This window comes from Brevibacillus fluminis (assembly GCF_003710825.1).
GTDB lineage: Bacteria > Bacillota > Bacilli > Brevibacillales > Brevibacillaceae > Brevibacillus_D > Brevibacillus_D fluminis.
The window spans coordinates 244209-268040 of sequence record NZ_RHHQ01000008.1; the positions used below are offsets into that span (position 1 = coordinate 244209).

Here is a 23832-nt window from a genome sequence, read left to right on the forward strand (position 1 = left end):
ACGGTACGATCGGATTAGGTGAAAACAAAACAGTTGGAAGCATTACTGTTCCAAATGGAAGTAACCTCTTACGAGTTGAAGCGCTTTTTGGAAGTATAGATAGTGATTATTTTCCTGATTTGTATTTGATATCTCCTTCTAGCCAACAAATTCATCCGATTGATTTCATTGAAAATCCTGAATTCATAGAGGTTAATAATCCAGAAGCTGGTGTTTGGCAAATTGGGATCGTTAATTCATCTGAAATCTCTACCACATACTCTGTAACAGCTAACTTGCCTATTAATTAAAACTGGTAACTTTAACCTCACCATTTTTGGTGGGGTTTTTTCTTTTTCAAGCAGTTTTTCCTGAGGATTTATTCTTTTACCGATTTGTTAAATCAGGCCGAATTCTTTTCGCAGCTCATCTTTCGCCGCATCGACGCACAGATCAACGAACTTCCTTGTCGGTACAGAAGAAAGTGTGTCAGTCAATTGCTCCAAAAGTACGGCCGCTTCCTCACGCTTCGGGCTTCTCCATTCAGCCGCTGCCGATCAAACTCCCGTTTGGCCCACCCCTTCATCGTGGAGAGCGCGCATGTCTTTTCGGCACCTTCTTTGCCTCCTGGCAAGATCGGAGCGTACACAACTTCCTCCCAGCTGCCGTACCGATTCGGCCTCATTTCGATCCCTTTTACTTTCCGGATAAGCCCTTTGCTGTTTTGATAATACTTGCCAGCCTGGATATTCATCTTGTTTCCCTCCCTAACTATTTTGATAAGTTTTTCAATCGAAACAAGATTTAATGTTGAGACGCATTTCAAGTAAAAACAAAAAATGTAAGAGGTGCTTTTTCATGTCGAGCATTGGTATCCCTGGATTAATGCTGTTAGCTACGTTTTTTGTTGTTGTTGTTGTACCAATTATTATTGTGATCAAGTTGTTGAAGCAAAAATAATTGTATTCATGCATCTAAATACACAATTTGATAAATCAGCCCGATTACTTGCCCAACAGCTAAAATGGTTGTCTTCTTAAATCGACAGAGCCTGCTGCCCGACCGGTTGCTCCTTGTATCGCTCGAATGTGGCCACGTTACCGGTGCTAGCGCAATGCTCAGGAAGGTTCGCCCGAACCAGCGCATTCGCAAATGGTGGCGGCACTGAGTTACCGCATCGTGCGACCTGCTCTGACTTGGGATAGGACTTGCCATCAGCGTCTTGTTTGATGATGTAACTGTTCGGGAATCCCTGAGCTGCGAACAACTCGTGCGGCTCCAGCATGCGCATGCCAATGTCAACGATCTGATAGTCTTGTCCGTGGATAGTGACTAGGCCGAACCGGTCCTTTGTCGGAATCGTGTGCAAAGGCTCACTGCACTCCTGACCTATCCCGGCGCCGTAGTATTTCATTAGGAAGGCCCGAACCTCACCAAAGTGATTGCCGCCTGCCGTCACTGTTTGTAAAGGCCCGGTGACCGGCTGACCGATGTTTGTTCCTCGCATTTTAATCAGGTTGGATGTTACCAATGCATACCGGTTGGATGTGTCCAGTGTCAGTATGGGCCTGTCCATCGTCTGCCCTCGTGCCTCGTGGCTGGCTGTTTCGCTGTGATACTGAGCAAGGAAAGCTGCTACGAGCTGACTTTTTCCCATGCCACCTGCAGTTATTGTCCCGAGTGGTTCTTCTGCCGAATGACCTGTCGATTGTCCGAACTGCCGGCCGATAAATGCTGTCACCAAGCCCATCGCGTGAGCTGCCCCTGCGGGCCGTTTGCTTCCAGCCCCCGATGTGATTGTGTGCAAAGGCTCCGTTACTGGATGACCAGTTGCTCCTGTCCGGAATTTCGTGACGAATGAAACGCTTCCGCTAATTGGTGCAAGGAAGGGATCGGGATTGTCGATGATAAATTTCTGAACGCCCCTCGCGATTCGCCTCTGTGTATTTTCAGCCAGAGGTTTTTTCCTCTCGAAAATCGATGGGCAAGGAAGCGACCAATCGATTATTTCGGCTGCTGTCCGCCATGGTTTCAATTTGCCGCTTTTTACTTCCGGGCTGTTCGGGTCTCCATGCGTCGGTTCCGGCCATACGATCGGGCGACCGTCGCGGCGTGCAATCAGAAAGAATCTTTTGCGAATTGTCGGCGCGCCGTAATCGCAAGCCCGCAGCTCTCGCCACTCCACCTGGTATCCCTGCCGCTTGAGCGCATTTACAAAGGCCTGAAAGGTTCGCCCTTTCTTGTCAGGGTCCGGCATCCCGTCCTTTAGCAGCGGCCCCCACGTTTTAAATTCCTCCACGTTCTCCAGCATGATTACCCGCGGCTTTACCGTTGCGGCCTATCGCACAGCTACCCATGCCAGCCCACGAATACTTTTTTCCTTTGGTTTTCCGCCTTTCGCCTTGCTAAAATGCTTGCAGTCTGGACTGAGCCAACATAGAGCGACCGGCCGGCCATGTGTTACCTCGCGCGGATCAACGTCCCACACTGATTCGCAGTAATGCTCCGTGTCCGGGTGATTTGCGCGGTGCATGGCGATCGCTGCCGGATCGTGGTTGATGGCAATATCTACAGAACGACCAGTTGCCAGCTCTATGCCGGTGCTTGCTCCGCCTCCGCCCGCAAAGTTGTCTACGATAATTTCATGTGCATATGGCATGTTTTCACCGCCCGTTTAACTTAATTGAGATTGTGTTAAATTCGTTCATTTCTCATCTATCCTCACCGTTACCTAAACTGAAAAAACGGATGCAACAGCATCCGTTTTCTTTACTATCGAACCCTATAGTTTTCTTGCTTTGACTACAAAAGTTACAGGCAGCATCTTTGCTTTTTTTGCAAAATCGCTGTTATCGTCCCGCGATTGCATAATTTCATCATCAGATTGCTCAATCATTTGCTCAATTACAAATCCCGCTTTTGCCAACGCATTCACATAGGTTGATAGTTTGCGGTCCGATAATGTTAGAGTGCCTTCACCAAGAGATACCGAATACCAAGATTCATCGAAATAACATTTTTTAAAAGCAAGCCTATTATTTTCTGCAACAACGCATTTGTGTATAGGGTGAGACCAACTGAAAATGAATACACCGTCTTTTTTAAGGTAAGATGCGATCCGGCAAAAAGTACCATCAAGGTCGCTGGTCCAGCCTATGGCATAAATCGAATAAACAAAGTCAAAATAATCCACTGGTACGCCACATTCTTCTTCCATGGGAGAACAGATCAATTTTGCTGATAGACCGCATGACTTCAAATGTTGCGCTGCCTTTTCGATTTGTTTTTCTGATATATCCATAGCCCAAAGTTCAGATGCTTTGCGTTCTCCATGATATTGCAAGGATTGACCGTTTCCACAGCCGATCTCCAGCATCTTTTTCCCCGAGACGTCGCCAAAAAGCTGGCATTTTTCTTCTGAGACAAATGCTCCATAAAAAGGAAGCACAATTGCTCCTAAGAAGTCATTTCCTTTTGTATCCCAATAGAAACTGTTTGTTTTATAAACAGAATTCTTATCCATGCCGGCCCTCCCCAAATATTGTTCGATGGCTTGACCACTTATAACCATATTTTAACATAAGTAATTGAAGAAAACTGCCCGTTAGTTGAGAAAAGGCAGCGAATCTCCTGATCGGTTGCCTTTGTTTATTGAACTATTGATCCCGTTAGTTACCCTCCCTTTGGAAGCATAAAAAACCCATCACCTACAAAGAGGCGTTAGGTTCGACCTTCGCAGTACCACTCTTCTTTTAATTAGCATCAAAATTCACGTATTCTTTGGACCTCACAGAGGGTAATCCTATCCTTTTAAAGGATAAAATCATTGAATCATTCAACGGGGTATTGACCGCCACGTTCATATCTGTTGAATATTCGATCATTCTTGAACGGAAGCAACTATTACGAATTTTTAGTATAAAAATAACAAGTACAACCCGAAAACTCGGGGTGATACTCACCTTTATGTAAGTACCTGTACTAAAAGTGCATACTTACATATTTGCAGTGTAATCTTTACACTCAAGAACAGAAATAAATAAAACTTCCGGAGGACAATTCTTTGAAATCTCTAGTTATCGTAACACACCCAAGCACAGAAACATCCATCATTAATAAGCGATGGATAGAAGAACTCAAAAAATATCCGAAAAAGTATACTGTTCACGAATTGTATAAGGTTTATCCTGATGGAAACATAGACGTGGAAAAAGAACAAAAATTGGTTGAATCGCATGGTAATCTTGTTATGCAGTTCCCTATATATTGGTTTAACTGTCCGCCTCTCCTTAAAAAATGGCTTGACGATGTTTTCGCTTATGGTTGGGCTTATGGTTCAAATGGAGGCGATAAATTAAAGAACCGCAAAATTGCTCTAGCTGTATCTGCCGGAATTAATAAAGAAGACTATAGTGAAGAGGGAAGATATCGCTATACACTTGAACATTTATTATCTCCTTTTGAAACTACCTTCCTATACTGCAATGCAGATTACCGTTCGTTCTTTGCGTTTTATGGTACAGAATATAACCCATCTGCAAGCGACTTGGAAAAAAGCGTACAAGATTATTTGAATTTTGTTGACAACCTATAATAGGGACCTTCATTAAAGCAAAAAAAGAAGTATTTCCTTGTTCAGGAGATACTTCTTTATTATTTAAACAAAAAAACTTTGCCTACCGCTCTACAGCCTCCAGAGCTGGCAAACTGTTTTTCTCTCCCCACTCGCACATCATATTTAACACTGGAATGAGAGAAAGACCACGTTCAGATAATGAATATTCAACTTTTGGAGGTATTTGAGGAAATTCCTGGCGTATAATAAGGCCATCTGCCTCCAGCTCTTTTAACATGATGCTCAGCGTTTTAAAAGAAATGGTACCGATACTTCGCTGCAGCGAATTAAACCGCATAACCTTATTTTCAGACAGCCAATACATAATGATCATTTTATATTTACCGCCTATTAAAGACAACGTGTATCCAAAGCCAGTGTCTTTTAGTTTCACTTCATGTGGAACACAGGTTCCGCGCACAAGTTACACTCTCCTTTTGATAAGTATAGGATATAAATATGCTTACTTGACAATAGATCATTTTGCATCTTATTGAAAGGATGTAAACCACTTAATTTGCTCGTACGAACGATGTTTAAGTCGAAGGAGGTTAACGAAATTGTCCGGTCCAGTCTACGCGTCGTATACGCCGATGCCATCAAATCCTGATTGCTCGCGGATATAGGACGGGAACGCTGGCAAACACTCTGCGTCCTAGCTGTGTACGCGAACGTGGAGGGGAGTGTTGACTGAAACAGAAAACGGTTGCCTAAGCGCTTGGCGTAACTCGTGAGGCGGCGAAGGTATATTACGTTAAACTGGCCTTTAGCTTACTCAGCTGCCAGTCACGATGCGGCACCCCGTCATTCAGGCTGTCTTGCAGGTTCCGTTAGCGGATTGCACGTTTGCTCAGCACGAATAAGAAAACCTCTTGCGACTGCGATTCAGATACGATAGCAAAAGGGAGCGATTACTGCTCGCTTCCTCCCTCTTTCACGCACACTGCGATTCCGATGAAATACCGGACGCCATCTCGCGGCTTTTCAAAAGTGACGCCTCTCTGATAATAAATCTCTGTCTCGGCAAAATCGACGAACAGCTCCTCGAATTCCTCTGGCGTCAGCTGGTGCACATGGAACGGCTCGCTGGTCGGCATCCCCCGCCCGCGTCCAAAGGGGCTGGATAAGACGAGAATGCCGCCCGGCCTCAGCATCCGGTAAAGATTTTCCATTACGGCGCGGTCATCTTCCACGTGCTCTATCGTTTCAAAGCAGAGAATCGTATCGAACTCCCCCAACCGATCAGGCAGCGTGCGGTCCGTCACATCCCCTTGCACATACTCGATTTTTTGATGGTTGTATTCCACATTGGCATAATCCAAGGTTTCCTGATCCAAGTCTACGGCCACGATCTGCGTCACTTCCCGCTTCCGCTCCTTCGCCGTCATATGGCTACCGTAACCGGTGCCGCAGGCAATATCGAGCACTCTCCCCTTTACGTAGGGTGTCGCGAAATAATAGCGGGCGAGATGCTCAAGCAGCATTCCGTTTGTGGCTTTCAACTGCTTTGGTATGATTCGCTCACCCGTCCATTCAAGCATTCTGTTCACTCTTTCCTGTCATGACTTCACTTGCAAGCTTAGTGTTCAGTGATAGTAAAGTTTTAGAGCTGGACCCCTTAATTTGAACGATTTCTTTATCGTAATAATGATGGGTACCACTAGTTAGATAATCATCTATAACGCGATGATTAGGACGATATCCAGAAAACACTGGTCTCGTTCTGGCGCTCGTTCATATACTCCTCACCCTTTACGCAGATGAAATTTTACAAACATATTTTAACATAACACATTAAAGTGTACTGCCCGTTAGATAAGCAAGGGCTGCCGGTAGTTTTTAGTTTGAGCTATGAAGCACTAAGAAAACTAATTTTCAAATACCTGGTCTAAAACTTTATTATCACTGAACAATAATCTCCAAATTTCAACACCAGCAATTATTATTTCAAAAATAACAGGCAATGGTGATCGAGAAGAATCGAAGGAAAACGTGGGGTTATCCAATTCTTAGAACAAGAAATTGAAACGTGAAATTTACACTGGTTCAAGGATGACATTGCTGGATGGTTGGAGCTAGCTTCTGAGGTAGAATACCTTTTTGGACCAATGATAAATGACCCAAAGTTTATCCTGGGACTGGAGAAAAAAATACTTGAACACTGTGCGTTCTGTGTTCGTGAAAATGATGGGCTACCTGGATCGCGTTTACTCGGTGGTGTATGGTTTTCATAATCAGATGCCTCTTACTACAAGATTGGGTGGCTATCCGTTTCGTCCCAAGTGAGAAACAGAGGATCGCGACAGCGCTGCTTCGGCATATTTTGAAGAGAGTTGCTTCTCCTGCAGAGGTTTCTGTCAACGCCAAAAATTTAAGCCAATGATTCCGTAGAAGAATTAATATCTTAATAGTTAAATAGTGGCGCTTGTTTTTTGCAAATAAATCCCCGTGAGTTAAACTAAGGCTGCCTTAAAAGATTTACGGAAATCTTTATGCTAGCGGGCAAGGGGGAATTCACCTAGTGAGTAAAATCTCGGAAATCTCTCAAAGCGAGGAAATGCTATGACGTCATTTGGATTCAGACCATATGTAAGTCTAATAGGATTTTGTTTATTTATTTTCACCATGTTGGTTAATATCGCTTTTAGGTCAACATCAGACCCAGGTTCAAAAATGCTTTTATCAACGATTGGTGCAATCTTTTTAGTGTTTACCTTAATGTGGGGGCTGGTCGGTGTTATCGAGTTTATTACATTAGTTAGAAAAACAAACAAGATGAAAACAGATTTAAAAAATGTGCTAATTGATAGAGAAGAATATCGTAAAAAATCAAAAAGTCTTAAAAGATGTTACCTGGTAAATGTAAGCTATCTTGTCATTGTTTCGATTCAACTTTGGTATGTAATCAGTAATTGGAACGCTTTAAATTTATAAACCTCACAATATACATGCAACGAACGGATACGTTAAAGCAAAAACAAAAACCCGGCCCTCCCCTACCGCTTCAGGAGATAACCAGGTTTTTCATCCTTCCTACTGTCAAACATAGCAAGCCGTGCCCGCCATTCGTCAATACTGCGGGGAATATCACGATTCGTCATCTGCTCTTTCCATCTAACCGGCAATGCCTGCCATAATGCCACCATCTGCGGCAGTCCGAGCTGCAGCGCCTCCAGCTCCTCCGCTGAGACCAATACTTCATGCGGCTCTCCTTGCATGACCAGCCGCCCGTTTTCCATCACGAATACCCAGTCCGCCCAGCTCCAAGCCAACTCGAGGTCGTGAGTCGCCATCAAGATAGCGGTGCCTGCCTGATGGATTTGTTCGAGCTCTTCGATCAAGCGCCGCGTCTGTGACGGATCGAGGTAGGCGGTCGGCTCGTCGAGCAGCAGCAGCTGCGGGGAGAGCACCATTACGCCGGCTAATGAGACGCGTTTTTTTTGCCCAAGGCTTAGCTGATGCAGCGGTCGGTCCGCAAGCTCGGTCAGCTGAAACCGTTCAAGTGCTGCCTGCACCTTTTCCTTCACTTCCCGATCCGGCAGCCCTTGGTTGCACAGGCCGTACGATATGTCCTCGGCAACAGTCCCGGCGACCAGCTGCTGCTCCGGATCTTGCAGCACCAGCCCTACGTCCCGGCGCAATGCCAGAAGCGAACGTCTGTCATAGGTTACGGGCTTGCCTTGCCAAAAAACAGTTCCCTCGTCAGGACGGCATAAGCCGTTCGCCGTAAGGAACAGTGTCGACTTGCCGCAGCCGTTGCGTCCGAGCAGTACGCTTTTTTTGCCTGCCGGGACCGAGAGTGTTAAATCGCGGATCGCCGGCTCTTTTGCCCCTGGATACGTATAATGCAGGCCTGTTGCTTGCAGCAACGTTGTCGTTGTCATAAATAGCCCCCCATCCATAGTTCCATCCCTGCCAGCAATACGATTCCCAGTACGGCCTCCGCTTCATGGCGGGCCGACCGTTTGTAGTGCGTCAATGACAGGACGCGTAAATCTCCCTGAAACCCGCGCGCCGCAAGCCCGATGGACAGCTGCCGGTAACGCTGCATTGTACGGACGAACAGCATTCGCACGAGCATGCCAGCATCTTTCAGTCCGGCACGGATGCCGTTGTAGCCGCCCCGCGCCTGTTGCCCGACATAGAGCTGCGCCGCTGCTTCCCAAATCACGAAAACAAACCGGTACATGACCATCAGCAGCTCGCAGATTAGCGTCGGGACGCGCAATCGTTTGAGGACTTGCATCATTTCCGCAAACGGGACCGTCAACAAGATGAACGACAGGCAGGCAAACGAAGCGATCGAGCGCGAAAAGAGAATGACTGCTTTTTCCAGCCCGGCCTTGCTCAGATAGACGGCCCATGCCGAAACATGGATCGCATAAAGCGAATTCGCTGGAAGATGGCTCGCAGCTGTTATTTCGATCAGGAGGGCTGGCAAGCTGGCAAAGAGAAATAAGGATGCGACCGCTACCATCTTCGCATAAAACGAAAACGGGATGTTGGCATAAGCCACGATCCACAAGCTAATCCAAGCCGTAATCGACCATTGAACAAGCGGTTGTCCTGCCAGCACAAGCACAAGCAGCACACAGGCGAACAGCACTTTTTGTCCAGGTGGCAGGTGTCTCAGCCGATTGCCATACGCCAGAGTGTCAATCTGCATGCTCACATGCTTTTCTCCTCAACGGCAGCCTGCTTGCGCGAACGCCCCCGGTACAACCCGACCGCATAGCCGACGATTCCTGCACCGATCGCGGCTTGCACAGCAAACAGCAAGCTTTCTGTTTCCCCGCCCGGCGGTTCAATGAGCGGCTGGAACCATGGCTCATAGTTCGGATTGATTTCCTGGATGGCCTCTTCCGCCTTGCCGTCAGCCCCGCCAAATTCGGAGTTTTTGACAAAAAGCAAAGGAAGCACAACCAATGCGACCACAATGAGGAATAAAAGGAGATTCATTTTTGCCATTTTCATCGATTATCCCTCCTGTTTGACCAGTTTCAACTGTTTTAACTCATGCGCATTGTACGCTTTCAGGAAGTTCCACACGATGACAGTCAGAAGCCCTTCGCTGATTGCAAGCGGCACCTGTGTGATCGCAAAAATCCCGGCGAATTTCAAAAAGGATGCCATGACACCGCCCGTCTCAGCAGGGAACGCCAATGCCAGTTGGATCGAGGTCACGATATAGGTGGCCAGGTCGGCTAGCGCTGCAGCCAAAAAGATACCCAAGCGCTCACCGCCGCCCATGCGCGTGTTCAAGCGGAAAATACCATACGCCACAAAAGGTCCGACGATGGCCATGGAAACCGCGTTCGCTCCAAGCGTCGTCAGGCCGCCATGTGCCAAGAGCAGCGCCTGAAATAACAGGACAAAGCTGCCTAAAACGGTCATGGCTGTCGGGCCGAACAGCACCGCTCCAAGTCCCGTTCCGGTCGGATGGGAGCTGCTTCCTGTCACCGACGGCATCTTTAATGCAGAAAGGACAAACGTGAACGCGCCGGACAAACCGAGCAACAGCTTGAGCTCCGGATTTTCCTTGACGATCTTGCTGATCGACCGCAATCCATATAGGAAGAACGGCAAAAAGACAACCCACCAAAAAATCGCCCAGCCCGCTGGCAAAAATCCTTCCATGATGTGCATGGCGTAGCTCGTTTCCGGTACGTTCAGCGTGAAATAAAGCGTAAATGCGGCAACAAGCAGCCCTGTTGCGATCAGCCGATTTTTGTTCATACTCTCACTCCCCCATTTTCTTTGACATTGAGCAACTGGTACACCTTCTCCATGTCCATATGCTCCACTACATGTCGGGCAAGCCCCTCGTACGCTTCCTCCCGCCGATCTGCTTCCGTCAACACGTTGCGGTCCAGCGGGTCAAGCCCTTTTTTCACACGCAACCGATTGCAAAGCTCCCGTGTAAACGAACGGTTGTGGAACAACCCGTGCAAGTACGTGCCGAAGACTTGCCCATCCACCGACACCGCGCCATCCAAACGGCCATCCGCCAATTGCAGGAACGGTTGTGCAGAGCCTGTCATGGTGGAGATGCCGAGATGAATTTCGTAGCCTTCCAGCTCGAGTGCATCTTCCCATGCAGCTATCAGTCTGCCAGTCATCTGCACTGTTTTCTTTTCCGCCTGAAACACGGTATCGATCGGCAAAAAGCCCAAGCCTGCCGCCTCCGATTGGCCATTTTCCACGCCATCCGGATCAAACAGCCGCTCACCCAGCATCTGATAACCGCCACATATCCCGATGATTTGCGTCCCTTTTGCACGCAGCGAACGAATCGGTTGTTCAAAACCCGCCCCACGTAGCCAATTGAGGTCATCGAGCGTGTTTTTGGTGCCCGGGATGATCAGAAGGTCTGGCGTCCCCAGCTCGCCTACGTGCCGCACATAGCGGACACCAGCCTCCGGCTCATCGAACAGCGGGTCAAAGTCGGTAAAGTTGGATATGCGTGGCAAACGCAAAATTGCGATGTCGATGGAAAACTCGTCAGATCGTGGCCTCTTGAAGCGAAGCGAGGCGAGCGCGAGGGAATCCTCCGCATCGATCCCGACATCGAAATAAGGAAGGACTGCCAGCACCGGTATGCCGGTCTCACGCTCCAGCCACTCGACGCCATCGTCTAAAAGCTCGCGGCGCCCGCGGAATTTGTTGATCACAAAGCCTTTGATCCGCTTGCGCTCGCTTTCCGTCAAAAGCGCCAGCGTGCCGATGATGCTCGCAAATACGCCGCCGCGTTCAATGTCAGCTACCAAAATGACCGCCGCGTCCGCCAGCTCGGCGATCCGCATGTTGGCGATATCCCGGTCGCGCAGGTTGATTTCGGCTGGGCTGCCCGCTCCCTCGATGACCAGCACATCGTACTCGGCTGCCAGTCTGTCGTACGATTCGCTGACGAATGGCATCGCCTGCCGCACGTAGCTTGCTCGATAATCACTGGCATCAAGATCGGCAAAACGCTTGCCGTGCACGATCATCTCCGCCACCATATCCTGTTTCGGCTTGAGCAAAATCGGGTTCATATCGGTCGTCGGCTCAATCCGCGCCGCTTCCGCCTGCACGCCCTGCGCCCGGCCGATCTCTCCGCCTGATTTCGTGACATAAGAATTGAGCGCCATGTTTTGCGACTTGAATGGCGCCACCTTAAAGCCTTGATTGGCAAAAATGCGGCATAACGCAGTAGCGAGCATGCTTTTTCCTGCGTCGGATGACGTTCCTTGCACCATGATGGCGCGAGCTTTCATAGTCGTATCCTCCTTTCCGCTAGAATTCCAGCCCTTTGACCGCTCCAATGCCTTCCTCGTAATAATGCTTGGTCGGCTCGATCGTCGAGATCAAATCGGACAGTGCCAACAGCTCTTCGTTTGCGCTACGCCCTGTCACCACCAGATGCATGTGTGCCGGACGATTGCGGATCGCCTCGACCACTTCGGCGAGCGGCAGGACATCATCGATAGGAAATTTGGAGATGGCGAGCGCATTGTTCAGCTCATCGAGCACCAAGAGGTCGAGTGCCGGATCAGCAAGCGCCTCCTTGGCAATTTGCCAGGCGCGCTCCAATGCCGCGCGATGCTCCTCTGGCGTTTTCGTCCAGGTGAAGCCGATGCCCAATTGCTCCATCTCCACGCCCAAACGTTTCAGCGCCAACGCCTCCCCGTAGGTGCGCTCCGGCGATTTGATGAACTGCAAAATCCGCACGTTCATCCCCCGTCCGATCGCCCGTAGGGTTACCCCGAGCGAAGCGGTCGTTTTCCCTTTGCCGTCTCCGGTGTATACCAAAAACAATCCTCTTCTGCCTGCTTTCCCTTCGCTTGCGCTCATCAAGTCACACTCTCCTCTCGCGTCCGTTTCCATTCGCGACAATGGCTGAGCCAGCGCTGGACCATTCCAGGATTGGAGGCAAAATGCAAATGCGTATAGCCTGCCAGCACGTTGCCTTGTGCAAAGCCTTCTTTTTTGCGTCCCCGCAGACCACTCACCTCATAGGCATGATCGTGTTCCAGCTCATGAACCAACGACGAGTAATGGAACTCATGACCGCGTGCCGTCTCTCCAGCCGCAAGCAAGATGCTGTCAGCCAGAGCAACTGCCTCGCGATAGCCGAGTGCCGCCAGCTTCGTTTGCATTTTGACCTCGTTATTGACGATGCCGAGCATTTCGTACCGATTGCCCGCGCGGTCGTGGATCGCCTCGCATAAAAACATGTAGCCGCCGCATTCCGCGAACGTTGGCAAACCGCCTTCGATCATCGATTTCAGCACGTGCCGGACGTTTACTTGCTCCTCTAGCCGTGCGGCAAACTCCTCGGGAAACCCGCCGCCGATGTACAAGCCGTCGGCATCAGCCGGAGGCAATTCGCCTGCGAGCGGGCTGAAAAAATGCAGCTTTGCGCCATACGCTTCCAACAGTTCAAAATTTTCCTGGTAGTAAAAATGAAAGGCCGAGTCGCGCGCAACCGCAATTGTCACCGGCTCTAAGCCCTCATTATCGCGTTTCGTAAACAAGATCGGTTCCGGTTTGTCAAAGGAAGCATGCTGCTCGGTTATGGTCAGCAGCTGGTCCAGATCGACCGTCGCCGCGACTTTTTCCGCCAGCAAGTCAAGCCACGGCTGCAATTCGCCCCGCTCAACCGCAGGGACCAGGCCCAGATGCCGTTCCGGTGCCGTTATCGCCGGATCATGCGGCAAATAGCCGATGACCGGCACGCCGCACTCTTGCTCGATCGCGGTTTTCACCAGTTGAAAATGGTTGGCGCTCCCCGCGCGGTTGGCGATTACTCCGGCGATGTTGACGGCCGGCTCGAGCAGCTGGAAGCCTTTGACGATCGCAGCCGCACTGCGCGCCATCGCCTTGATGTCGACGATCAAAATGACCGGCGCATCCAGCAGCATCCCGATCTCTGCTGTGCTGCCGCGGTTGCTTTTTGGGTCTTTGCCGTCGTAGAAGCCCATCACGCCCTCGATCAGGCTGATGTCCGCTCCCTCGCTTGCCCGCCAAAAAATCTCCTTCATCGACGATGGTTCCATCATCCACGTATCGAGATTACGCGAAATGCGTCCCGTCGCGGCTGTGTGAAACGTCGGATCGATGTAATCTGGACCAACCTTGAAGCCCTGCACCGACATGCCGCGTTTGGCCAGCGCCGCCATCAGTCCGACGGTGAGCGTCGTTTTTCCCGCACCGCTGCTGGTGCCGCCCAGCACGAGGCGGGGACGTGTCGTAGCCATACTCATCGTGTCCCCTCCCCTTGCCAGATCGCGAGCGAGATCGTTACATTGCCCGATTTTTTCTTGGTCAAAAGCGGCTTGTCGGCTTGTGCCGCACGTAATGCAGCAGGCTCACTTACCCCATAAGCGCCGGTGAAGCGGAACACCGTATCCGATTTTTCGCTCATCGGCATTTCATTCAGCTCGTCAGGCGTATAGGTTTCAAGCGGCCAGCCGTATTTTTCACACACGGCCAAAAGGCCTTCCTCATCCGCTTTGATGTTGATCGTCGCCAGCGTGCGGACGCTTTTGATAGAGAGTTTTTGCTCCAGTAAGGTTTCCGTAATGACCGATTCGATCTCGGCTGCAGACGTGCCTCGGTTGCAGCCGATGCCGATGACGATCGTTTTCGGGCGGTACACGACGCCGTTTCCAAGGAAACGCACCGTTTCCTCCGGTGTGAGCAAGCGGTGCGTCACAACCAGCGCCGCCTGGAACGTCGCATCCCACGCTGCCGCAAACGAATCGTAGCTTTTGATTTGCGGCGGGATCGGTTTGTCGGGATACTGCCACCAGTTGCGCTCCCCGACCTCCTGGATCACGGCGATTTCTTCCTCATTGACCACGCTGGCGCTGACCGGCGTCGCTTTTTCAAACGAATCCAGCTCCCAGCCAAAGGAACGGCCAAACAGATCGACGGGAATTGTTTGCTGTACATCCGAAGCTGTGGTGATCACTGGATTGGCGCCGATCAGGCGGGCAACCTCGCGGGTCAGCTCATTCGCCCCGCCGAGATGGCCGGAAAGCACGCTGATCGCATGGTCCCCCCGGTCATCGATAACGACAACGGCCGGATCGACCTTTTTGTCTTTCAAAACCGGGGCGATCATCCGCACGACGGCACCGAGCGAGATGAAGACGATCAACCCTGTATATTCGCGGAAAAAGTCAGGAAACAAAAGGCGCACCGAGCCTTCAAAAGTGCGGATTCCCTTTTCTTCCTCATCTCCCTGCGTAAATTTGCTCATGTAGTACAAGTCGCTGCCAGGCAGATCGCGCAGCAGCTTACGCGCCATCTCGACGCCATGCTTGGTGATGGCAATGATCGCGTATGGCTTCTTTTTCGGATTGGCGACGACGCTCACGACTGTTTCACTCCCTTGCGGAAACGATGGGTGAACTCCTTATCGTAGAGCTTGGAGCGGTGCTCCGAGGTGTCATGCAGTGTCGGATCAAGTGCCCAGCCCGCCAAAATCATCGCGTGGTTGCGGATGCCGTTGGCTGCCATATCGGCGTCGAGAGACTTCAAGGTCGTGCGCACGATTTTTTCATCTGGCCAGGACGCACGCTGTACCACCGCAACAGGCGTGTCCTCACTCCATCCTGCGGACAAGAGCTCGTTTACCACCTTTTTGGTCAAGGTCGCGCTCAAATACAGCGCAATGGTCGCGTGATGGCTCGCCAGATCAGCCAGCTTTTCCCGATCCGGCACCGGTGTTCTGCCTTCCGCACGAGTCAAAATCAGCGTCTGGGTCAATTCGGGCACGGTCAGCTCGGCCTGCAAGGCTGCTGCTGCCGCAAAGACCGAGCTAACGCCCGGAATGATCGTGAACGCGACTTTTGCCTGCTTCAGCAGCACCATTTGCTCCAAAATCGCTCCATACACCGATGGATCACCTGTATGAACGCGTGCGACGCTTTTGCCAGCCTGCACGCGGTCGACCATTGTCTCCACCATTTCGTCGAGCGCCATGCCAGCGCTTTTCAGCACCTCGGCATCCGGGCGTGCCCTCGCGATCAGCTCGTCATTGACCAGTGAGTCGGTATAGATGACGACATCGGCCGTTTGCAAAATGCGCAAGCCTTTGACAGTGATCAAATCCGGGTCGCCCGGTCCAGCCCCGACGATATAGACTTGCGGCAGCAGTTTTTCCATTAAGCTACGCCCCCTTTGCGCACGACCATCAAGGTCAAGTATTCCAGCTCCTGGCCTTTCAAACGTCGCACATCGCGCCAAATCGACTCTTCGCCTGACGTGACCTTGGTGACAACGGACGCCGCATCGACGAGCTCTAGCTCATGAAGCAGCTCGAGCACCATATCGAGCACCTTCGCCACTTTGAGGAAAATCACCGTGTCATTAGCTTCCAGCACTTGACGCATCGCATCCCGGTCATCGGTGGCAGGCACAATCGCCACCTGCTCGTCACCGTCTGCCAGTGGCACGCCCAATTGCGCCGCAGCGCCGAGCACCGAAGAGATGCCTGGCACAGTCACGATCTGTACCTCGGGATGAAGCGCGTTCATCTGGCGTGCCATATGGATAAACGTGCTGTACAGATTCGGGTCGCCCTCAGTGACGAACACGACGTTTTTGCCAGCTGCCAGCTTGGCGTACACCTGCTCGACCGTTTTCGTCCATTGCTTGTTCAAGACGGACGCGTCTCTTGTCATCGGGAAAATCAAACCGAGCATCTCTTTGCCAAGACCGTTCGTGTACTGCTCGACGATGGACAGCGCGTAGCTTTTCGCTCCGGACCGCTTGCTCGGATACGCGATCACATCCGCCTCTTTCATCAGGCGGAACGCTTTCACCGTAATTAGCTCGGGATCTCCAGGCCCAATTCCTACTCCGTATAACGTACCTGTTGCACTCATGCTTGGTCGCCCTCTCTTTCCGCCTCCACCGGAATTTTTCCGGTTATCACATAAACAGGGTTAAGCCCCTCTAGTCTCGTCAAATGCAAAATCGGCTTGCTGCGCGAAACTTGCAGCATCGTCACCGAAGTCTCGAAGCCTGCCTCCTTCAATGCCTGCATCGCCTCATACAAATTCTCGATCGTGACCGCATTCAGCACGAATCGGCCGTTCGGACGCAACCGCTCGCGACACAGCTGGATCAACTCAACCAGCTCGCCGCCGCTTCCACCGACAAACACTGCGTCCGGGTCCGGAAATTGCTCCAAACCTTGCGGCGCTTTCGCGTGTACGAGCGTGATGTCCGTACGGAATTTTTTTGCATTGGCAATCGCATTTTCCAGATCTGGCTCGTTTTTTTCCACGGCAAACACTTGGCCATTGCGTGCAATTCGCGCCGCCTCAATCGCCACAGATCCTGTCGCCGTGCCGATATCCCAGACGATGCTGTCTGACTTCAGATTCATTTCCGCCAGACTGACCACGCGCACTTCTTTTTTCGTGATCAGGCCTTTGTCCGGCTTACGCTGCTGGAACTGATCGTCCTCGATGCCAAGCCCCCAATGCGGCGGATTGGCCCCTGCACGCTGACGCAAAATCAGCACGTTAAGCGGGTCGCACTCGGTCTCGGCCAAATCCGCGAGCGAAAACCAACGGCAGCGCTCATCCGGATTGCCCAGCCTCTCGGCAACAAATGCTTCATACTCATCCATGCCGTAATCGAGCAAGTATTGCGCCACGCGTGCCGGCGTATTCTCCTTGTCGGTCAAAAGCGCAACCTTTGCCTTGCCATCCAACCGTTGGGCAAGCCCTGTGATCGGTCTGCCATGAACGCTATCGATATGCGCATCCTGGCTGCTTTCCTTCATGCGTGAAAACGCAAGCTGCACGCTGCTAAAATGCGGGATGATCCGCACTGCGTCCGCTCCCAGCTTTTTCGCCAGGAGACCGCCGATTCCGTAGAACAGCGGGTCGCCGGATGCCAGCACGACGACGCGCAGCCCGGCCTCCTGCTGCTTGCGAATCTCTTCAATCGCCCACAGCACGCCTGTTTTGAGCGGCATTTTTTCGGCACGAGACTCAGGGAAAAACGAAAGATGTCGCTCCCCGCCTACCAAAAGATCCGCCGCGGAAATGCTCTCCACCGCCTGCGGAAACAGCCCTGCCGCTCCGTCATCCCCGATCCCGATCACTGTCACCGGAGTCATTTCCATCGTACATAGCCCTCCCCAAAATCGCGCCCTGCATGGTTGTCAGGATCGTCTCAATCTCGATTTCTCCACCTACATGGCGGTGTACCTCACGACTGCAGCATGCTGCGAGCAAGTCAAAAAACTGCGGCAATCCCGCTGCCGTCATCAGCTCGCCAGCATGTGTCGCGGTATTGGCGGTGCGAACCTGCTCTTGCAGCGCTTCATCCGCACCTGCATCTGCCGCGACCGCCGCGAGGAAGTTAAAGTCTACCGGGGCGCTTTTGGAATGAACCATCATCACGCCCTGCGCGACTTTTGACAGCTTCCCCATCATGCCGACCACCGACAGACGACGAAAGCCTTGCTTTTTCCCATGAAGCGCGCTGAACCCGACGAAATCGCCCATCTGGATGAACGCCTCCTCGGGCCACTCCGGGTACAGCTCTATCGCTGTCTTTTCCGACCGTCCGCCCGTTGTTAGGGCGAGTGCCTGGCATCCCGACGCTTTCGCCACCTTGATCGCCTGCACGACGGACGCTTTATACGCTGCCGTGGAGAAAGGCACCACGATGCCTCGCGTACCCAGGATAGAAATGCCGCCTAAGATGCCTAGTCGCTCGTTCAGCGTCTTTTTGGCGATTTCCTCACCCTGTGGCACGGAGATCGTCACTTTCACGCCACGGTCCATCAGTTCATACTGGTTCAACACTTCCTGCACGGTTGTGCGCAGCATTTTGCGCGGGACGGGATTGATGGCAGGCTCACCGACCGGAACGGCCAAGCCAGGCTTCGTCACCCGTCCAACGCCAACCCCACCGTCGAGAACGATACCCGGTTCCTCCTGCCATTCCACCCGCGCTAAAATCAGCGCTCCATGCGTGGCATCCGGATCGTCACCGCCATCCTTGATCACGCCGGATTCGACCCAATTGTCACCGGTTTCTTGACTGACAATCGTAAACGTGACCCGCTCCCCAATCGGCAGCAAAATCTCCGATAAGGTGACCGGCTCCCCGGTGATCAGTCGTACGAGAGATGCCTTTGCGGCCGCCGTCGCGTTCGAGCCGGTGGTGTAGCCGTGCCGGAGCGGTTTGTCGCTCTCCGCTTCCGTCGACGTTTTCGCCATGCTTACTCGCCTCGCTCCGTCGCCAGCAGCGACAAGGCATTAATCATCGATACCGCTACAGGGCTGCCGCCTTTGCGGCCGATGTTAGTGATGAACGGTACATCCAGCTTGAGCAGCTCTTCTTTGGACTCAGCCGCCGAAACGAAGCCGACTGGCACGCCTACGATCAGAGACGGCTTCGCAATGCCTTCCTTCACCAAGCGAATCAGCTCCAAGAGTGCGGTCGGGGCGTTCCCGATCGCATAAATGCCGCCCTCTACTTCGCGCACCGCTTTGCGGATCGAAATGATCGCACGCGTGGTATTCTCTTTTTTCGCTTCCGCCATGACGTCCTTGTCGGAAATGTAGACGCGGACATCGCCGCCGAACGCTTCCAGACGCGGCTTGCTAATGCCGACCTGCACCATCTGCACATCCGCCAAAATTGGTTCTCCGGCACGAATCGCCGCGATACCCGATTCGATCGCACGCGGATGGAATTGCACGCTTCTGCCCAGTTCGAAGTCAGCTGTCGCGTGGATCACGCGCTGCACGATACGGAATTGCTCAGGCGAATAATCGTGCGGCCCCAGTTCCTCCGTGATGATTTCAAAGCTTTTTTCTTCGATTTCTTGCGGTTGCACGGTCAAAGGCTGGAATTCGGTATGGAAGGATGAAGACATTTGGAATTACCCCCTCGATGGAATTGGATATTTATCGATCAGATGGACGAGCACGTCGTCAAAGCTGCTGTAAGAAGCACCGTAGGCCAATTTCGGCCGATCGATCATGATCGTGAAAATGTTCATTTCAAGCGCAGCCTCCAGCTTTTCGTCCACCGCGCCGACCTGTCCGCTCTCTTTGGTGATCATGACATCGACGCCGTAATGCTGATACAGCGCTGCATTCAATTCTTTGGAAAACGGGCCTTGCATCGCCACTATGTTTTTTTGCGGTACGCCCAATGCCTCGCATTTTTCCATATTGTCCAGCCGGGGCAGCATGCGTGCCACCAGGCGAATGTCGGGATCGCCCAGCAAATGCTTTGTGAAGACGCCCAACGTTTTGCTGCCGGTAGTCAGCATGATGACACCTTTGCGCTCTTTAGCAGCAAGTGCAGCTGCCTCGTAGTCCGGCACAATTTGCACCAGCGGATGATTGATGTAATCCCGCGTTTCCCGTTCATAGCGCAAGTACGGGACGCCAAGCTGCTCGGCTGCGGCCATCGCATTTTTGGACGCTTCCTCGGCAAACGGGTGCGTAGCATCGACGATTACCGCGACGCCAAGCTCCTGGGAGTAGCTGACCATCTCATCAAGCGGCAGCCGCCCGACCCGTGTCTCGATCTCTTGTTCGCGCAGACTTGTGGCAGCTGAATCGGTCACGACCGTGGCGACGAGCGGATAGCCTTTTTCTTTCAGCAGCACCGCCAGCTCGCGTGCGTCGCTCGTCCCTGCCAGAAACAAAATCATGACGACGCCCCCTCTTTTTTGCCGGAAGGATTGTGGTGGTCATGATCATGGTGATAATCGTGATCATGGTGATGATCATGGTCGTGGTGGTGATCGTGATCGTGATCATGATCATGGTCGTGATGATGGTGATGGTCGAATACGACCATTTTGCGGAACGCGCACATGTCGCAGTTTGCGACCGCTTTTCCTTCCAGCGCCTCGATCGCCCGCTCTGCCACCAGGTCGGTCAAATGATCATGGAAGCCGAGGAACTCAGCCAGCTCCACCCGGACATCGGGCCGGCTTGCGCGGAAGGCGGCGAGCAAATCGTTCAGGCGATTCATCAAGACGCCGGTAAACAGCAAGTAAGGCAGCACGTACACCGTCTTGGCGCCGCCCTGCAGACAACGCTCCAAGCCTTCCTCCGGCGTCGGACGCGTCACGCCCATATAGGCTAACTCCAAATCAGCCACGCCGGATGCTTCCCAGAGCAAGCGCCCGATCTTGTACAGCTCGCTGTTTGCATCCGCGTCGCTAGAACCGCGTCCGACCAGCAAAATCGCCGTTTCAGAAAGCGGATGACCCTGCTCCTTGAGCGCGGACTGATTCACGACGGACAGCAGGGAGGCAGTGCCGGCAACAGAGGTCGCCGCCTGCTCCAACACCGCTTCACCTTGCGCGTTCTTAAGGCGGTCCAGCAAAATTTCGATAATATTTTCATGCACGCCGATCGGTCGGCCATAGGTGAAAGTCACATTCGGGTATTTTTCGCGCGCCTCGTCTAATTCGTGCGGAATGTGCAGCTTGGCATGCCCGGCAGAAAACAGCATGATCGGCACTGCAGCGATGCGAGTCGCACCCTGCTCCACGCAGCGGCGAATACCCGTCGCGATCGTCGGCACCGTCAGCTCCAGAAAACAGGACTCAAAAATCGGCACGTCTGTGCGCTGGCGAAGAACCTCCTCCACCTTTTTCGTGAAGGCGAGCAACTGCTCGTTGCCCGCCTGTTCTCTACTGCCATGCCCGATAAATAAAATCGCATCCATCTATATGTGCCTCCTTTAATCGCCGCAAGCCGACTCGATTACGAGTGGTGCAACGTACTCTTCATGCTTATAGCCAGCTACGACACCCACGCGCTTGAAAAACTTGTGGAACCTTTCATCCACATGCGCTCTCGCTTTGTACTCGGCAACGATTTGCTCGACAACCTCCACGATGCGCTCCGGTGCGATTCCTTCCTCGACTCGTTGGCCCGGATGCGCGCTGCGGCTGATTTTCTTGCCGCCCAAGAACAGATCGAACGCGCCTCTGCGGTAAATCAGCCCGATATCCTCCATGACCGCTCCATAGCAGGCCATCCCGCAGCCGTTGAAGCCGATCTTCAATTCTTTCGGCATGGCCACGCCATCGAGCGAACGTCCCAGCATTTCGGCGTATGGGATCGACTCGTCTTTTTCCAGATTGCAAAAATCGCACGCCTTGACCTGTGCCACCTGCCCGATCGGGAAGAGAAGGAATCCCGCTTCTTCCAGCATCGCGACCACTTCATCCGGTGCAACATTCGGTAGTTTCAGATGAATCTGATGATCCGGGGTGTAGTACATCTCACCGCCGTCCTCGGTCAGATCGGCGAGCAGCCGCATTTGCTGCGAAGTGAAGCGCTTGTCTGCTACTCCGGTCGAAACGCCCACCTCAAAAATTTCCACCAGTCCGGTCGACGGTGCCATCTGCAAGGATGTGTTTGCGTGATGGACAGCCACCTGCGGGTCGAGGCAAGCGAGCGCCTCTAAAGCGAGCGATAGCACATCTGACTTATTTGTCACTTGCTCTGCGTCACGTTCCAGCACGGAAAGCGCCGTTCTGCTCTGCATGAGCGGCTCCCCGATTCCTCTACTCCCTATCGTTTGCTGCGGATTCGGACGAATCGGTTCGTCCCACTCTTCCTCATCGCTGTCATCGTCAGCCATACCCATCATGCTGTCGAGCGCCCACGGCTCTGCCTCTGCCTGCAAGCGTTGATGCGGCTTAAGCGGCTGCTCGTCGCGAACCAATGTATATTTGCGCTGATAGCCACGCGGGGTAATCATTTTTCCGTCATAGACAAATGTCGTTGAGTTGCCAATGATGACCGTTGTCAGCATCCCGATGTCATGCTCGAGCATGTCGGCAAGACGTGTCAGCACGACATGCTGCCGATCGCGGTACGCGCTTTTTACCAGTCCGACAGGCGTATCCGGCGAGCGGTGCTGCAGCAAAATTCGCTGCGTCTCGACGATTTGCCGCGTGCGCCGACCACTGCGCGGGTTGTACAGCGCAATGACAAAATCGGCCGATGCTGCCGCTTCCACACGCTTGGCGATCGTCGCCCACGGCGTCAAATGGTCGCTCAAGCTGATCGTGCAGGCATCGTGCATGACAGGTGCTCCCAGCAGGGAAGCGCACGATTGGATCGCCGAAATGCCGGGAATGACCTCTACATCGATCCCGGTTTCTGCCCGCCATCCTTTTTCCACCAACACTTCATAGATCAGCCCCGCCATCCCGTACACACCGGCGTCTCCGCTGGAAATGACCGCGACGGTGCGGCCCGCTTCCGCTTGGCGAACCGCCTCTTGCGCCCGGCTCACCTCTTCGGTCATGCCGGTCCGCACAATCTCCTGATCGGTCAACAGCCCGCGGATCAAATCCACATACGTGTTGTAGCCGATGATGCTGTCGCTCTCCTCAATCGCCTGACGCGCCCGAAAGGTAAGATGATCATAATGGCCCGGTCCAAAGCCGATCAGCAAAATTTTCCCTTTCTTTCTGTCCACGTTGTTCACGCTGCGCTCCTCCTTTTTTGCCTGCGCCCTTTATTCTCGCAAAGCCATAGAACGGTAAGCCTACAGACAGCCTTGTAAAACAAAAAAACACTTTCCTTTTGCCGTAAGCAAAAAAGAAAGTGTTTGTTATGAACGCAAAAAAATTGCAAATTGTCCAACAGATGCAAACTCTCATCGCTGCGTTTCCCAAGAAGTTGGAACAACCCTCATAACACCTTCCTATCGCTCGTAGGTCAAACAGTGCCGTTAGAATAAGGCGGGTATCCTGACTTTTGGATCAACGCAAATCGCTCCTGGCCTTCCCAGATGATATCATCCAGTGACCGATGGAGTGCTCCCCAATTACAGTGGCGGGACCGCGCCGGATTCTCACCGGCTTCCCCTACATGATCTATACGCAGACAGATCAGTCCTTATCCCCTTGCATATATAATTGTTTCCATCATAAAGGAGTCTTGTTGCCGCTGTCCATCTTTTTCTCGTTGCCGATGCGCTGGGAGACGCCTCGTTTCACACAGCATTTCAACGGTAAAAATCCAAGTGTTGGCAATGCTTCCGGACAAACCGTGCTGCCAAATCCCTTGCGGATGGGCAGTACCGTTGGCTTTTTTTATACAGATAAGAATTTTTAAAAATTCTTATCCAGTATAAGTGCAGCCGCGACTCCGCCAAAAAGCATGGCGTAGCCAGGTTTTCTAATCGGAAATCGCCAGCGCATCCAAGCTAGAAACCAACACCATCGCGCG

General features: G+C 52.3%; 25 protein-coding genes and 1 riboswitch. Of the genes, 3 read left to right on the forward strand and 22 right to left on the reverse strand.

From position 1 onward, the window contains the following. Nucleotides 1-472 precede the first annotated feature (472 nt). The 4 genes from EDM56_RS10585 to EDM56_RS10595 form a co-directional block, all read right to left on the reverse strand. Nucleotides 473-733, reverse strand: coding sequence for a hypothetical protein (locus EDM56_RS10585; protein ID WP_122917878.1), 261 nt, complete (start codon nt 731-733; stop codon nt 473-475). Between the two features lie 282 nt (nt 734-1015). Next, nucleotides 1016-2290, reverse strand: coding sequence for a DNA cytosine methyltransferase (locus EDM56_RS10590; RefSeq protein ID WP_425456291.1), 1275 nt, complete (start codon nt 2288-2290; stop codon nt 1016-1018). Nucleotides 2291-2317: 27 nt separating this feature from the next. Further along, nucleotides 2318-2638, reverse strand: a complete 321-nt coding sequence (locus EDM56_RS32220; RefSeq protein WP_425456292.1) for a DNA cytosine methyltransferase — start codon at nt 2636-2638, stop codon at nt 2318-2320. Nucleotides 2639-2761: 123 nt separating this feature from the next. Next, nucleotides 2762-3502 (reverse strand): class I SAM-dependent methyltransferase, encoded by a 741-nt coding sequence (locus EDM56_RS10595; RefSeq protein WP_122917879.1) that lies wholly within the window; start codon nt 3500-3502, stop codon nt 2762-2764. Between the two features lie 540 nt (nt 3503-4042). Here EDM56_RS10595 and EDM56_RS10600 point away from each other — a divergent pair. Continuing rightward, a complete protein-coding gene (locus tag EDM56_RS10600; RefSeq protein WP_122917880.1) occupies nt 4043-4573 on the forward strand; it encodes an NAD(P)H-dependent oxidoreductase in 531 nt (176 codons plus the stop codon). Between the two features lie 82 nt (nt 4574-4655). Here EDM56_RS10600 and EDM56_RS10605 read toward each other — a convergent pair whose 3' ends face one another. Next, nucleotides 4656-5015 carry a winged helix-turn-helix transcriptional regulator gene (locus tag EDM56_RS10605; protein WP_122917881.1) on the reverse strand — a complete coding sequence of 120 codons (360 nt, stop codon included), beginning with the start codon at nt 5013-5015 and terminating at the stop codon, nt 4656-4658. 490 nt (nt 5016-5505) lie between these two features. Continuing rightward, nucleotides 5506-6135 carry a class I SAM-dependent methyltransferase gene (locus tag EDM56_RS10610; protein WP_122917882.1) on the reverse strand — a complete coding sequence of 210 codons (630 nt, stop codon included), beginning with the start codon at nt 6133-6135 and terminating at the stop codon, nt 5506-5508. Nucleotides 6136-7156: 1021 nt separating this feature from the next. Here EDM56_RS10610 and EDM56_RS10620 point away from each other — a divergent pair. Then, nucleotides 7157-7528 (forward strand): hypothetical protein, encoded by a 372-nt coding sequence (locus EDM56_RS10620; RefSeq protein ID WP_122917884.1) that lies wholly within the window; start codon nt 7157-7159, stop codon nt 7526-7528. 62 nt (nt 7529-7590) lie between these two features. Here EDM56_RS10620 and EDM56_RS10625 read toward each other — a convergent pair whose 3' ends face one another. From EDM56_RS10625 to cobJ, 16 genes are all read right to left on the reverse strand, one after another. Beyond that, on the reverse strand, nt 7591-8478 hold the full coding sequence (locus EDM56_RS10625) for an energy-coupling factor ABC transporter ATP-binding protein (RefSeq protein WP_122917885.1): 888 nt from the start codon (nt 8476-8478) through the stop codon (nt 7591-7593). After that, nucleotides 8475-9260, reverse strand: coding sequence for a cobalt ECF transporter T component CbiQ (gene cbiQ, locus EDM56_RS10630; RefSeq protein WP_246009361.1), 786 nt, complete (start codon nt 9258-9260; stop codon nt 8475-8477). Before cbiQ ends, EDM56_RS10625 begins: the two co-directional genes overlap by 4 nt. Nucleotides 9261-9262: 2 nt before the next feature. Further along, nucleotides 9263-9568 carry an energy-coupling factor ABC transporter substrate-binding protein gene (locus EDM56_RS10635; protein WP_425456293.1) on the reverse strand — a complete coding sequence of 102 codons (306 nt, stop codon included), beginning with the start codon at nt 9566-9568 and terminating at the stop codon, nt 9263-9265. 3 nt (nt 9569-9571) lie between these two features. Continuing rightward, nucleotides 9572-10330 carry an energy-coupling factor ABC transporter permease gene (locus EDM56_RS10640; protein WP_122917887.1) on the reverse strand — a complete coding sequence of 253 codons (759 nt, stop codon included), beginning with the start codon at nt 10328-10330 and terminating at the stop codon, nt 9572-9574. After that, nucleotides 10327-11850 (reverse strand): cobyric acid synthase, encoded by a 1524-nt coding sequence (locus tag EDM56_RS10645; protein WP_122917888.1) that lies wholly within the window; start codon nt 11848-11850, stop codon nt 10327-10329. Before EDM56_RS10645 ends, EDM56_RS10640 begins: the two co-directional genes overlap by 4 nt. A 19-nt stretch (nt 11851-11869) precedes the next feature. Continuing rightward, nucleotides 11870-12427: a cob(I)yrinic acid a,c-diamide adenosyltransferase gene (locus EDM56_RS10650; RefSeq protein ID WP_246009341.1), complete on the reverse strand. Its 558-nt coding sequence runs from the start codon at nt 12425-12427 to the stop codon at nt 11870-11872. After that, nucleotides 12427-13839 (reverse strand): cobyrinic acid a,c-diamide synthase CobB, encoded by a 1413-nt coding sequence (locus tag EDM56_RS10655; RefSeq protein WP_425456294.1) that lies wholly within the window; start codon nt 13837-13839, stop codon nt 12427-12429. The genes EDM56_RS10650 and EDM56_RS10655 overlap by 1 nt, the downstream gene beginning before the upstream one ends. After that, nucleotides 13836-14888 (reverse strand): cobalt-precorrin 5A hydrolase, encoded by a 1053-nt coding sequence (locus EDM56_RS10660; RefSeq protein WP_122918265.1) that lies wholly within the window; start codon nt 14886-14888, stop codon nt 13836-13838. The genes EDM56_RS10655 and EDM56_RS10660 overlap by 4 nt, the downstream gene beginning before the upstream one ends. Before the next feature lie 65 nt (nt 14889-14953). Then, nucleotides 14954-15748 carry a precorrin-4 C(11)-methyltransferase gene (cobM, locus tag EDM56_RS10665; RefSeq protein WP_122917890.1) on the reverse strand — a complete coding sequence of 265 codons (795 nt, stop codon included), beginning with the start codon at nt 15746-15748 and terminating at the stop codon, nt 14954-14956. Further along, nucleotides 15748-16470, reverse strand: coding sequence for a precorrin-2 C(20)-methyltransferase (cobI, locus tag EDM56_RS10670; RefSeq protein ID WP_122917891.1), 723 nt, complete (start codon nt 16468-16470; stop codon nt 15748-15750). Before cobI ends, cobM begins: the two co-directional genes overlap by 1 nt. Beyond that, the gene (gene cbiE / locus EDM56_RS10675) at nt 16467-17717 is read right to left on the reverse strand and encodes a precorrin-6y C5,15-methyltransferase (decarboxylating) subunit CbiE (protein ID WP_122918266.1); all 1251 of its coding nucleotides are present in this window, start codon (nt 17715-17717) and stop codon (nt 16467-16469) included. The genes cobI and cbiE overlap by 4 nt, the downstream gene beginning before the upstream one ends. After that, entirely contained in the window at nt 17683-18828 is a 1146-nt protein-coding gene (locus tag EDM56_RS10680; RefSeq protein ID WP_122917892.1) for a cobalt-precorrin-5B (C(1))-methyltransferase, read from the reverse strand. The genes cbiE and EDM56_RS10680 overlap by 35 nt, the downstream gene beginning before the upstream one ends. A 2-nt stretch (nt 18829-18830) precedes the next feature. Beyond that, nucleotides 18831-19490 (reverse strand): precorrin-8X methylmutase, encoded by a 660-nt coding sequence (locus EDM56_RS10685; RefSeq protein ID WP_122917893.1) that lies wholly within the window; start codon nt 19488-19490, stop codon nt 18831-18833. Nucleotides 19491-19496: 6 nt separating this feature from the next. Beyond that, on the reverse strand, nt 19497-20279 hold the full coding sequence (gene cobK / locus EDM56_RS10690) for a precorrin-6A reductase (protein ID WP_122917894.1): 783 nt from the start codon (nt 20277-20279) through the stop codon (nt 19497-19499). Beyond that, on the reverse strand, nt 20276-21307 hold the full coding sequence (locus EDM56_RS10695; protein ID WP_122917895.1) for a sirohydrochlorin chelatase: 1032 nt from the start codon (nt 21305-21307) through the stop codon (nt 20276-20278). Before EDM56_RS10695 ends, cobK begins: the two co-directional genes overlap by 4 nt. 15 nt (nt 21308-21322) lie before the next feature. Next, nucleotides 21323-23077: a precorrin-3B C(17)-methyltransferase gene (cobJ, locus tag EDM56_RS10700; protein WP_122918267.1), complete on the reverse strand. Its 1755-nt coding sequence runs from the start codon at nt 23075-23077 to the stop codon at nt 21323-21325. 247 nt (nt 23078-23324) lie between these two features. Continuing rightward, nucleotides 23325-23517: riboswitch (cobalamin riboswitch) on the reverse strand. 27 nt (nt 23518-23544) lie between these two features. On the opposite strand from cobJ, the gene EDM56_RS31465 reads away from it, so the two are divergent. Then, a complete protein-coding gene (locus EDM56_RS31465; protein WP_183192387.1) occupies nt 23545-23718 on the forward strand; it encodes a hypothetical protein in 174 nt (57 codons plus the stop codon). The last annotated feature ends 114 nt before the right edge of the window (nt 23719-23832 follow it).

Excerpts from the sequence above, each read along its gene's own strand:
- EDM56_RS32220 (WP_425456292.1), bottom strand. The coding sequence starts at position 2,638 with ATGCCATATGCACATGAAATTATCGTAGACAACTTTGCGGGCGGAGGC.
- EDM56_RS10610 (WP_122917882.1), bottom strand. The coding sequence starts at position 6,135 with ATGCTTGAATGGACGGGTGAGCGAATCATACCAAAGCAGTTGAAAGCC.
- EDM56_RS10695 (WP_122917895.1), bottom strand. The coding sequence starts at position 21,307 with ATGGATGCGATTTTATTTATCGGGCATGGCAGTAGAGAACAGGCGGGC.
- cobI (WP_122917891.1), bottom strand. The coding sequence starts at position 16,470 with ATGAGTGCAACAGGTACGTTATACGGAGTAGGAATTGGGCCTGGAGAT.
- EDM56_RS10635 (WP_425456293.1), bottom strand. The coding sequence starts at position 9,568 with ATGAAAATGGCAAAAATGAATCTCCTTTTATTCCTCATTGTGGTCGCA.
- EDM56_RS10685 (WP_122917893.1), bottom strand. The coding sequence starts at position 19,490 with ATGTCTTCATCCTTCCATACCGAATTCCAGCCTTTGACCGTGCAACCG.
- cobK (WP_122917894.1), bottom strand. The coding sequence starts at position 20,279 with ATGATTTTGTTTCTGGCAGGGACGAGCGACGCACGCGAGCTGGCGGTG.
- EDM56_RS10660 (WP_122918265.1), bottom strand. The coding sequence starts at position 14,888 with ATGGCGCGTAAGCTGCTGCGCGATCTGCCTGGCAGCGACTTGTACTAC.
- cbiQ (WP_246009361.1), bottom strand. The coding sequence starts at position 9,260 with ATGCAGATTGACACTCTGGCGTATGGCAATCGGCTGAGACACCTGCCA.
- cbiE (WP_122918266.1), bottom strand. The coding sequence starts at position 17,717 with ATGACTCCGGTGACAGTGATCGGGATCGGGGATGACGGAGCGGCAGGG.
- EDM56_RS10655 (WP_425456294.1), bottom strand. The coding sequence starts at position 13,839 with ATGAGTATGGCTACGACACGTCCCCGCCTCGTGCTGGGCGGCACCAGC.
- EDM56_RS10620 (WP_122917884.1), top strand. The coding sequence starts at position 7,157 with ATGACGTCATTTGGATTCAGACCATATGTAAGTCTAATAGGATTTTGT.
- EDM56_RS10645 (WP_122917888.1), bottom strand. The coding sequence starts at position 11,850 with ATGAAAGCTCGCGCCATCATGGTGCAAGGAACGTCATCCGACGCAGGA.
- cobM (WP_122917890.1), bottom strand. The coding sequence starts at position 15,748 with ATGGAAAAACTGCTGCCGCAAGTCTATATCGTCGGGGCTGGACCGGGC.
- EDM56_RS10590 (WP_425456291.1), bottom strand. The coding sequence starts at position 2,290 with ATGCTGGAGAACGTGGAGGAATTTAAAACGTGGGGGCCGCTGCTAAAG.
- EDM56_RS10595 (WP_122917879.1), bottom strand. The coding sequence starts at position 3,502 with ATGGATAAGAATTCTGTTTATAAAACAAACAGTTTCTATTGGGATACA.
- EDM56_RS10585 (WP_122917878.1), bottom strand. The coding sequence starts at position 733 with ATGAATATCCAGGCTGGCAAGTATTATCAAAACAGCAAAGGGCTTATC.
- EDM56_RS10625 (WP_122917885.1), bottom strand. The coding sequence starts at position 8,478 with ATGACAACGACAACGTTGCTGCAAGCAACAGGCCTGCATTATACGTAT.
- EDM56_RS10680 (WP_122917892.1), bottom strand. The coding sequence starts at position 18,828 with ATGGCGAAAACGTCGACGGAAGCGGAGAGCGACAAACCGCTCCGGCAC.
- EDM56_RS10640 (WP_122917887.1), bottom strand. The coding sequence starts at position 10,330 with ATGAACAAAAATCGGCTGATCGCAACAGGGCTGCTTGTTGCCGCATTT.
- EDM56_RS10650 (WP_246009341.1), bottom strand. The coding sequence starts at position 12,427 with ATGAGCGCAAGCGAAGGGAAAGCAGGCAGAAGAGGATTGTTTTTGGTA.